This is a genomic window from uncultured Eudoraea sp. (assembly GCF_947260015.1).
Lineage (GTDB): Bacteria > Bacteroidota > Bacteroidia > Flavobacteriales > Flavobacteriaceae > Eudoraea.
Window position 1 is genome coordinate 76,413 of sequence record NZ_CAMYOM010000012.1, and the last position, 10,448, is coordinate 86,860.

Here is a 10,448-nt window from a genome sequence, read left to right on the forward strand (position 1 = left end):
TTTCAGAGGGCCCGTGAAGTTTTTTAATTCTAATTTACCACTAATTCAAATTAAATGATTTATACCTGGCATTATCTATTAATGTCCTTTATGTATATCCTGGCAGGTATTATGCATTTTATAAAACCCAAAGCCTACCTCCGCATTATGCCAGGGTATCTTCCCAAGCACAAACTTTTGGTAGGTTTAAGTGGAATTGCGGAAATAGCATTGGGAATTAGCCTGTTGTTACCTAAACTTAAGGATCCGGCCATATATGGAATAATTCTAATGTTAACTATTTTCCTTACTGTACATTTTTATATGTTATCCGGGAAAAAAGCCTCTGCAGGAATACCAAGATGGATCCTGCTCCTAAGAATCCCAATACAATTCGCACTTATGTACTGGGCCTATTGGTATTTGCTGATTTAGACAATTTAATAAATTGAGTATCTTTTCATCAATAATCAATTTAAAGTAAATCTGCTTTCCAAATGTCTTTTCATAAAAATTATCTGCACATAAAAAAACAACATTATTCCAATTAGGGAGTAAACTGCCGTATCAGGCAGATTTATTTGTGACAGAGCATCCATAAATCCAATTTTATTTAAAACCTCTGAATTAATATTAGGTAACCAGCTAATAGTAAGGTCCAATTTTCCAAAAATTACATAGGCCAATAGTAATAAAATAATGGTGGCCAGAATCAACCAGCTTGTTTTGGAAATCAAAGGCTGGTATACAGTTACAGTACTTTTGGCCTCCTGAGCTACTATTTTTGACATAATGTTTTGGGTAAAACCAACAGAAGGTGTCTCAAGCCCTGTACTTTTTACAATTTTTTTTACAAAATCATCAAGCTGTTTATCATTATTCTCTTCCATAACTATGTATAATTTCTTGTTCCAAATTATTTTCCAAAATTTTTGCTAAACGTTTCCTACCCCTAAACAGTCTTACTTTAATTGTATTCGCAGAAATCCCCATCACCTTTGATATTTCATTCATTGAAAGTGTTTCAAAATAATATAGAGTTATCAAAACAGCATCAGCAGCAGGTAGTTCCTGAATTGCATGTTTTATTATTTCTGCTCGTTCTTTTACTTCCATCCCATCCAAGGCATCATCCATAGATGCTATATTATATTCTTCAGAAATATCTATTGTGCTTGTCTCAACCCGTCTCTTATTCTTTTTCAAATAGTCTAAACTTCTATAATAAGCAATCTTATACAACCAGGTAGAAAACTTAGATTCACCCTTAAATTCATTCAACGCGCTATAGGCTTTTACAAAAGTATCCTGCGCTACTTCTTCAGCGTCCTCCCGGTTTTTTACAATTTTCAATGCCAGAGTATATACCATATGCTTATACCTATCTACCAAAACAGCATAGGCATTATTTTCCCCTTTTATAACCTTATTAATAAGGTGCTCGTCCGGTTTCTGGCTCATTTGTTATATAAGACGCATATAATAACATCCTGGTTACATAAAATATAAAAAAAATCCTATTTTCTGTAACCATCTTTGAAATTTGTTCGTCATACCCTATGAACAAATTATTTAATCCATTAAAAACAAAATATCATGGGAGGAGAAATTATTATTGTTGGACTTATATTCGGGGCAATCTTTGGTGTTTTTTATCTGTATTTTTCAACACGAAATAAGGAGCGACTAGCATTAATTGAAAAAGGTGCAGATGCCAGCATTTTTGTAAAAGGAAAAAGGGAGCATGCTGCTCCTTTCTGGAAAGTATTAATCCTTAATTTATCTTTATTATTATTTGGGATTGGATTGGCAATATTTATAGCTTCCATACTATCAAACTCTATGGGGATGGATGAAGATGTAGCTTATCCCGGAACTATATTAATAATGGCAGGTCTTGGCCTTTTTGCCGGTTTTACTCTGACAAAAAAATTAGAGAAAGAGTCATAACCAAGTCTGTCCACTTAAAGAGAACTAAAACCATTGTAAATATTTACAATGGTTTTTTTATTTGTCTGCTAAATTATTTGTTTTAAAGCCATACTTTATAGAACTTTAAGAGTACAAAATAAGCAAATGGATGACAATATCATTGCCTTAGTGCACTCCTTAGGGGTGTTTCAAGGATTAATTTTGGGGGTTATTCTTCTTTTTATTAGCAAAAAGAATAAATCCACTTTCTTTCTGGGTTTGTTTCTTATCGGATTTGCCATTGAGTTTTCACCAATTATACTGGAGGATTTTAAAATCCTTGAAGATCATCCTGGTTTACTCCTTCTTCCCATTAGCTTTTCATGGATCATATTTCCGATCTTTTTTCTTTACGTACAAAAGATCTCCATATTTGCCCATGAGAGAGTAACTTATCGGATATTGTATCCGGGAGTGATTTCTATTCTTTTTCTGTTTCTTTTGTTTTTACTCCCCGAAACAACAAAAGAATATCTGAGAGGCAGCTATCTTTTCGAAATATTATTCGTGCTTGGCCTTATGTATTCTTTATACATTATTGTCCGAATAAACAAATATCTTAATAATCACACAAAAGAAGTAAAAAACCAATTTGCAACAGACAAAAACAGACAACTACAATGGACCAGGTTTTTTATAGCTTTTTGTTTTGTGCTTGTAAGTGTACACATCGGGACTTTATTTATTGAGGTTGCACCGATTTTTGAATTGCTCATATCCTGTGCTAACCTAATACTTGTTTTTTCTATTGCTATCAGTGGAATTATTCAATATAATGTGATTTCCGCTGCTCATCGGGCAGATTTACCAGTAAAAGAGCCTTCTTTTAAAAGAGAGGATCCAAAAGAAAAAGTTCTTGAACTTATTAACCGAATAGACTATTATGTTATGGATTCCGCCGTTTATACAAAACAGGATCTTACAATAGCAGACATCTCAATTGCTCTTGAAGTTCATCCCAGAGATGTATCCATGGCCATTAATAAACATTATAATAAAAACTTCAATACTTACATTAACGAGTTCAGGGTAAAGAGGGCTCAGGAGCTACTAAACACTGATATTCTTTCTAGTTTAAGTATAGAAGGCCTGAGTCGTGAAGTGGGTTTTCATAGCAAAGCATCATTTTATACAGCATTTAAAAAGGCTACCGGAACCACTCCTATGAATTATCATACTGAGATTTTAGAAAACTAGAACAATAATGAACTGTTTAAAGCTTAACTACTATTTTATTGAGTCTCATTAATCCTTTATTTAGTAATAAATTCTGAAATCAAAACTTCTTAAGATTGAATTCATAAGTTCAAAACAATCCTTTTACCAATATTTGCAACCGATTTGACTAATGTGTTACATGTTTAACTTTTCCAATATACGGGAAGTAGATTATGAATGTTGAATCGCGATAGTTCCCCTTAGGGTCATTTTATATGGCCCTATTTTTTGATTTATCAATGCTACTTAAGTTGAAAAAAAGTTTTATGAGTTTAATAGAATTAAGTCCTGTAGGAAATTTTGAAAGTTGGGAAATTACCAGATTGAACGAATTGAGATCTGAACAATTCGTCGAAACATTGGGCCAGGCACCTATATACGAAAATGACGAATTCAGATTATGGAATATTACTTTAAACCCAAAAGAAAGACTCCCTTTTCGAAAAATTAGTAATGACTTTAGTTTCACCTTTATAACCGAAGGTTTTGGGGTTTTTCATCACGGTAATGGAAAGATCAATTTTGGGCAATTCAAAATAGGTGATGTTTACTATTATAGTATAAAAAAGCATGGAGAAATTATTTTAGATTTTGAAAATATTAGTCTTGAGGTTTTAAAATTCATGGTGTTTGAACTTAAATTAAAATCATAGCCTTTCTTCAATTCCACCAAGATTCTTACTAGCTCTATGATTTGTTTAAATTCCGGGATTCCTAATAAGAAATCAAACGCCTTGATTTGTAATTAATACCAAGGGGTGATATCTTTAGAGCATGCAGGTATTATCTACCAACATCGGGAATTTAACCAAGGTTAATTGGAATGGAAAAGAGCTTAGTACGGGTATTTTTAAACACCCTACGAGTTCTCCATTGGTCTTGGAAATAGAAAAGGTGGCGAATGATTCCATTGCAGACCTTAAAGTACATGGAGGTATTTACAAAGCCTGTTATCTCTTTTCTGCCGAACATTATCCCTATTGGAAAAACCGATATCCGGACTTAGACTGGAACTGGGGAATGTTTGGAGAAAACCTCAGCGTGAGCGATTTGGATGAATCTCAAATAAGAATAGGCGATATATACAAAATTGGTTCCGCATTGGTTCAGATATCACAACCCAGGGAACCTTGTTTTAAATTGGGAATTCGTTTTGGCACACAACAGATTTTGAAAGAGTTTATTGAGTACGGATTCCCGGGTACTTATGTGAAAATACTTGAAGAAGGCCAGGTCTCTTCAGGAGATAAATTAATCCTAATTGAACCTTCAGCTAATTCATTAACTGTACAGCAGTTCTTTAAATTACTGTATACAAAGGAAAAAGATGAAAAAATCTTAAGGCTGGCGATAGAAAATCTGGCATTACCGGAATATAAAAAAGAACGTTTAAAAAAATATCTATAAAAAAGGGGCCAAAAAGGCCCCTTTTAAACTTAACTAAACAACTTACTAATTAACTACAATGTCTTCATAGTAGGTATTATTACCATTCTTTACGACCACAATGTACCGATCTTCATGGGCTGATTCAAAATTAAAGGCTTTTGTAACAATGATTTCGTTCTCAATTACTTCACTAAACAAAGTGCGGTTATCACTATCAAAAACTTTAATTTCCACATCTTTACCGTCCAAGTTAAGTAAGTTAAGAAAGAGTTTATCACCTTTTTGCCTAAATACAGGCTTGTTGTTTTCAGTCCTTTTCAGAATTTTAACCTCCTCGTTTTCTACACTTATTGGGTAGATGAGAGTCCTTAAGGGATCATCCAGTTTGAAATAGTAAGAACCATTCTCTAGTTCATTGAGGTCAAACTTCGTGGTATAAGATGTTTCTGTTATTTTATCAGAAAATATGACATTCTGATTTTCATCAATAATCTTTAGATAGGTCTTTTCGTGTTGTGAATCTAATTCTACAATTAAGCTTTTGGATTGACCATTTGTCATCAAGCTTAGTTTAGGTTCTTTTGCCAGGCCTACTGCTGCAGTAAACATTAAGGCAATCATTGCGGTAAATTTCAAATTTGTTTTCATGACATTTTAATTTAGAGTTAATGAATAATTTACAGGACAAACTTACCACCAATGCATTTCAGGAAATACAAGCAGGTTTTCTAATTTATATCCTATTTTAACCGTTTGTTAACTCTATTTTGATATTAGGGTTAATATTGCACATATAATTGGTAATTTTGCAACTATTGACTAAAACAAGGTTGAGTAATTTTACATTATCAATCATCAGAAAAAATGAAAAAGCACAAACCAGCTTTTGAAGCTATAGAACCCAATTTTGGGCGCTCATATACGTATCAAAAATTTGATTCATTAAAGAATAACAAGGACAATTTGTGGCACTATCATCCCGAAATAGAATTAGTTTATGTTAACGGAGGAGCAGGTAAACGCCAGATTGGAAGTCATATTTCTTGTTATACAGATGGCGACTTAATCTTAATTGGAAGTAATTTACCGCATTGTGGATTTACTGATAAGTTTACCGGGAATAAAAGTGAAATTGTCATACAAATGAAAGCGGACTTTTTGGGTAATTCTTTTTTTAATATTCCAGAAATGAAACAAACCCAGACTTTGTTTGAAATTGCGAGGGGTGGCGTTGCTTTTAGTGGTGAAACCAAAAATATTGTTGGCGAAAAACTGGAAAATCTTGAAAATGAATCAGATTTTGAACAGTTGTTATCCATTTTGTCCATATTGAATGAATTAAGCAATTCTCAGGATTTTAAAGTGCTGAACGCAGAAGGATTCTCATTTAAAACGGATATTGAGGATAACGACCGAATAAACATAGTTTTTAATCATGTGAGAAATAATTTCAAAGAAGAAATAACCCTTTCTGAAATTTCAGATAAGGCAGGAATGACTGTTCCTTCCTTTTGCAGATATTTCAAAAAAATAACTAACAAAACTTTTATTCAATTTGTGAATGAATATCGTCTGGTGCACGCGTCAAAATTGCTTGCTGAGCAGCCCATGAGCATTACTGATGTATGTTTTGAAAGTGGTTTTAATAATTTTTCGCACTTTAATAAATCTTTTAAAGCATTTACCGGGCAAAATCCGTCTGAATACAGAAACACCTTAAATAAGGTGGTCCAATAATAGATTAAAAACTTTTGAAACAATTGAAATTACAACTACCAGATAGTGATATCACTTATTTCTCTAATTTTCTTGATTTTGAGAATGCCAGTACCTATTTCGAACTGCTAAAATCTTCAGTTACATGGCGTCAGGATGAAATAAGAGTTTATGGTAAATTATATCCTCAGCCCAGGTTAACCGCACTATATGGAAATAATAATCGATCTTATTCCTATTCAGGTATCACAATGCAACCACTACCATTTAGTGAAACGATATTAGATCTTAAAACAAAAATATCAAGCTTAACTTCTGTTGAATTTACAAGTTGTCTTTTAAATCTTTATAGAGATGGAAAAGACAGTAATGGCTGGCATTCAGATGATGAAAAGGAATTAGGGAAGAATCCGGTAATAGCCTCAGTATCGCTTGGGCAGGAACGTTATTTCCATCTAAAACACAAAAAAATAAAGGATTTAAAATATAAAATCCTTCTTGAACATGGTAGTCTGCTTCTAATGAGTGGTCCAACACAACACTACTGGCTCCATCAAATAGCTAAAACAACCAAATCAATTGGGGAAAGAATAAACCTGACCTTTAGAGTTATCTCATAAAAAAATCGACTTATCCAAGTCGATTTTTTTATACCTTTTACTGCGGAGTTGAATACTCTCTTTAACACTTTGGTATACTATGTTAATTTCCTCATATGCAACCTTAATACAATAACTTGCAAAATGCATTAAAAAACATAAAATATCGCTTAATCCCCTATATATTAGGTAAATTACAATTCTAATCCTCTTATTTTAAATAGCTTAACTATATATATCATTTAATACCCGAGCTAAACGCAGCCCTCCTTTTTGTAATTGTTTCTCTACCGTGTTCCAATATTTATAACTGTAAGAATAGCCTAACTTTTCGCCTTTCTCAACTGAGGTATATATTTCATTTACCAATTCTTGTGATTCCTTTACCCATTCCAGAACTGTACCTTTATTTATTTCCCTAATTTTTTCTTTATTAAGGCTCAGTAATTTTTTTGATAGTTCGGTATAACTCATCCCATAATCATTAATCATATCAGAATCCCAAACCCTATGTAAATTACTACCTTTTCCAAACCACTGCAGCTGAATTTCATTACCACCTTTATCCTCTGCCCGCCCAACGTGCATGGGTTGATGCAAATCACCAATTAAATGAATAAGCATTTTTAAATAGAAAATTCTGTCTGCTTCAGTACTGTCACTATTTTTTAGTATTTCAATACATTTTAGAATTCCGGTAACCAAATCTCCATTTGGGTTTGGTTCTACCTCTGAATAATTCTTGTCCAATGGTATATTTACATAATGCCAGGCCGAGAAATTTCTAAAGGCTCTGTCTGACTTAATGATGTCAGCATAATTAGAAACAGTTGCCAGACTTTGCCCCTTTAGTAATTTAGAAATAGCGCGTTTTGTTCTTCCATTTAAATGTTCCTGTGCTACATCACCAATAACCCTGTGACCTGTTTTGGACCAGAAATTGTAATTTCCCATTACTAAATGGACGCTCAAAAGACCCAATAAAACAATACTCCTCATTGCTGATTTTTTTTTCAAAATTAAATAAAAGGGCATTAATGTATTGTTAAGGCATGTAATATTTTAATTAAATAATTTCATCTTGCATAAATAAATCCATATAAGTGATTCTTAAAAGAATAACTCCTCCATTTCTAAGGTATGCCTTGTTAGCAGCAGCCCTGTTCATTGGTCTGGCACTAATCTTTGTATTGAGTGTCTATTTTGGTGCCTGGGGAAAAGTTCCCGACAAGAAATCATTGGCAGAATATCAGCACTCAAGAGCTTCGGAAATATATACTGCAGATAGCGTGCTAATTGGAAAATATTACCTGACTGATAGACAACCCGTTTCGTACCATAATATCCCAAAACAATTAATAAATGCTCTTATCGCCGTTGAAGACGAACGATTTTATGAGCATTCCGGAATAGACTACAAAAGTTTATTAAGAGTAGCAGTAAAAACAGTTTTAATGCAAAATAAAGCCTCAGGCGGGGGCAGTACCATTAGTCAGCAGTTGGCCAAAAATCTTTATCCCAGATCAAGAACAGGAAAATTTTATTTAACTGTTGATAAAATTAAAGAAATGATAGTTGCTACGAGACTTGAAGAAATCTATACCAAGGAAGAGGTTTTAATGCACTATTTAAACACAGTTTCCTTTGGCGATAATACTTTTGGCATAGAAAGTGCCTCCTTAAAATTCTTTAGCAAAGGCTCCAATAAACTAAAGATTGAAGAAGCTGCAGTTCTTATAGGAATGCTAAAGGCTACCTACACTTATAATCCGCGAGTTTTCCCTAAAAATAGTATTCAACGAAGAAATCTGGTATTGAATTCCATGGAAGAAAGAGGCTTTATTAAAGCAGGAGAAAATGATAGTTTAAAAGTTCTGCCGTTAACTATTAATTATAGAGATTATGATCATAATCATGGATTAGCTCCATATTTTAGGGAAGAAGTACGAAAACAAGTTCTCAACTGGTGTAAAAAGCAAAATGAACAAGGAAATTCCTATAATATTTATACTTCGGGGCTCAAAATTTATACTACTCTCGATTACAAAATGCAGGTTTTAGCAGAAGAAGCCATGAAGACTCATATGAAATCCCTTCAAAAAAGTTTTGAAAAGAGCTATGGTCAATCGGCCCCATGGCTTACAGACAAGGAATTAATTTTTAAAACGGTGAAGAAATCTACAGCCTATAAAAATCTAATTCAACAGGGCCTGAATGAGCAACAGGCATTGGATAGCTTACAAAAAAAGAAAGTGATGACTGTTACTTCATGGGAAGGCGATAAAGAACTGGAAATAAGTTCTATAGACAGTATTAAGCATTATATGAAATTTCTTAATACCGGTTCTATCTCCATAGATCCGACGACAGGTTCTGTTAAAACCTGGATAGGTGGGATTGAGTATAAAGTTTTCAAATATGATCATATTTCTCAAAGCAGAAGGCAAGTGGGGTCAACATTTAAACCAATAGTTTACACCGCAGCATTGGAATCCGGAATTGAACCCTGCACCTATTTTTCCGCTGAAGAAGTAGCCTATAAAAATTTAGAGGGTTGGTCTCCTTCAAATTCCGGGAATAAAGAAGAAACTTATATGAATTATTCCATGAAACAGGCATTGAGTAATTCTGTGAATACCGTGGCGGTAAAAGTTTTGGAAAGAACAGGTATAGAGAACGTCCTGGAACAGGCTGTAAAAATGGGAATTACAGAAGATTTACCAGAATTACCCTCCTTAGCTCTGGGTACAGGGGAAATTGGTATTGAAGAAATGGCGGGAGCGTATGCCAGTTATGTAAATCACGGGAAACCAGTTGCACCCATATTGATAAGTAGCATAAATAATTACAAAGATTCCATACTTGATACTTTTAGTCCAACTATATCAAAAGTTCAAGCATTCAGTGAGGAAAACCGGCAAATTATGCTCGAATATATGAAAGCCACGATTAATGAAGGAACGGGAAGCAGAATAAGAAATATCTATGGATTAAAAAATGATATTGCTGGTAAAACCGGAACAACACAGAATAATAAAGATGCGTGGTTTGTAGCACTTACCCCTAAATTAGTTCATGTAACCTGGGTAGGTTTGGATAATCATGAAATAGGTTTTAAGAACACATCACTTGGGCAGGGCGCCAGTGCTGCATTGCCTATTTTTGCGATTTGGATGCAAAAATTAAATAGAGATGCATCCTATAATTACATAACCCGGGCCAGGTTTATTAAACCTGATGCTGCGGTACTTTCCATGCTTGAATGCGAACCTGTAAAACGGGACGGCTTCTTTAAAAGACTTTTTAAAAATCCCAAAAAGAAGAAAACTAAAAAATTCAAGCAGTAAAGTTAACATCACACCTGTAGATCATGGTAATTTGTAGTTTGATTAAATTTTAAAGAATATTGCTTTAATTTTACACTTTTATAACACTTAAAAGTTTATCAGTTATCCAAAAATAGTTCAATGAAATACTTGGGAATATGTCGTTCACAATACAACTCCGGTCATTTGCAGAAAAAGCATTGTTCCCTAAATAAAAACGGAGGATATTTGTATCCTGGTTTTTATTAAA

Annotated in this window: 12 protein-coding genes; 8 read left to right on the forward strand and 4 right to left on the reverse strand. The window is 33.5% G+C overall.

Features of this window, described 5'->3' with window-relative positions; genetic code table 11:
- The first annotated feature begins 54 nt into the window (after nt 1-54).
- Entirely contained in the window at nt 55-414 is a 360-nt protein-coding gene (locus tag Q0X66_RS07550; protein ID WP_297704860.1) for a MauE/DoxX family redox-associated membrane protein, read from the forward strand.
- Nucleotides 415-449: 35 nt separating this feature from the next.
- Here the strand turns inward: Q0X66_RS07550 and Q0X66_RS07555 are convergent, their stop codons facing one another.
- Both Q0X66_RS07555 and Q0X66_RS07560 read right to left on the reverse strand, forming a co-directional pair.
- On the reverse strand, nt 450-869 hold the full coding sequence (locus tag Q0X66_RS07555; protein ID WP_297704862.1) for a hypothetical protein: 420 nt from the start codon (nt 867-869) through the stop codon (nt 450-452).
- Entirely contained in the window at nt 856-1,440 is a 585-nt protein-coding gene (locus Q0X66_RS07560) for a sigma-70 family RNA polymerase sigma factor (RefSeq protein ID WP_297704864.1), read from the reverse strand. Before Q0X66_RS07560 ends, Q0X66_RS07555 begins: the two co-directional genes overlap by 14 nt.
- 135 nt (nt 1,441-1,575) lie before the next feature.
- Between Q0X66_RS07560 and Q0X66_RS07565 the strand changes: the two genes are divergently transcribed.
- The 4 genes from Q0X66_RS07565 to Q0X66_RS07580 all read left to right on the forward strand — a co-directional run bounded on the left by Q0X66_RS07565 (nt 1,576) and on the right by Q0X66_RS07580 (nt 4,575).
- On the forward strand, nt 1,576-1,929 hold the full coding sequence (locus tag Q0X66_RS07565) for a DUF6249 domain-containing protein (protein ID WP_297704866.1): 354 nt from the start codon (nt 1,576-1,578) through the stop codon (nt 1,927-1,929).
- A gap of 126 nt (nt 1,930-2,055) precedes the next feature.
- A complete protein-coding gene (locus tag Q0X66_RS07570; protein ID WP_297704868.1) occupies nt 2,056-3,147 on the forward strand; it encodes a helix-turn-helix domain-containing protein in 1,092 nt (363 codons plus the stop codon).
- A gap of 287 nt (nt 3,148-3,434) precedes the next feature.
- The gene (locus Q0X66_RS07575) at nt 3,435-3,821 is read left to right on the forward strand and encodes a hypothetical protein (protein ID WP_297704870.1); all 387 of its coding nucleotides are present in this window, start codon (nt 3,435-3,437) and stop codon (nt 3,819-3,821) included.
- A gap of 121 nt (nt 3,822-3,942) precedes the next feature.
- Nucleotides 3,943-4,575: an MOSC domain-containing protein gene (locus Q0X66_RS07580; protein WP_297704872.1), complete on the forward strand. Its 633-nt coding sequence runs from the start codon at nt 3,943-3,945 to the stop codon at nt 4,573-4,575.
- Between the two features lie 45 nt (nt 4,576-4,620).
- On the opposite strand, the gene Q0X66_RS07585 is transcribed toward Q0X66_RS07580, so the two are convergent.
- Entirely contained in the window at nt 4,621-5,205 is a 585-nt protein-coding gene (locus Q0X66_RS07585) for a hypothetical protein (protein WP_297704874.1), read from the reverse strand.
- A gap of 216 nt (nt 5,206-5,421) precedes the next feature.
- Between Q0X66_RS07585 and Q0X66_RS07590 the strand changes: the two genes are divergently transcribed.
- Nucleotides 5,422-6,294, forward strand: a complete 873-nt coding sequence (locus Q0X66_RS07590) for an AraC family transcriptional regulator (protein WP_297704876.1) — start codon at nt 5,422-5,424, stop codon at nt 6,292-6,294.
- Nucleotides 6,295-6,317: 23 nt separating this feature from the next.
- Nucleotides 6,318-6,893 (forward strand): alpha-ketoglutarate-dependent dioxygenase AlkB, encoded by a 576-nt coding sequence (locus Q0X66_RS07595; RefSeq protein ID WP_297704878.1) that lies wholly within the window; start codon nt 6,318-6,320, stop codon nt 6,891-6,893.
- Between the two features lie 204 nt (nt 6,894-7,097).
- Here the strand turns inward: Q0X66_RS07595 and Q0X66_RS07600 are convergent, their stop codons facing one another.
- The gene (locus Q0X66_RS07600; protein ID WP_297704880.1) at nt 7,098-7,871 is read right to left on the reverse strand and encodes a S1/P1 nuclease; all 774 of its coding nucleotides are present in this window, start codon (nt 7,869-7,871) and stop codon (nt 7,098-7,100) included.
- Nucleotides 7,872-7,975: 104 nt separating this feature from the next.
- Between Q0X66_RS07600 and Q0X66_RS07605 the strand changes: the two genes are divergently transcribed.
- Nucleotides 7,976-10,219 (forward strand): transglycosylase domain-containing protein, encoded by a 2,244-nt coding sequence (locus Q0X66_RS07605; protein ID WP_297704882.1) that lies wholly within the window; start codon nt 7,976-7,978, stop codon nt 10,217-10,219.
- Nucleotides 10,220-10,448 lie beyond the last annotated feature (229 nt).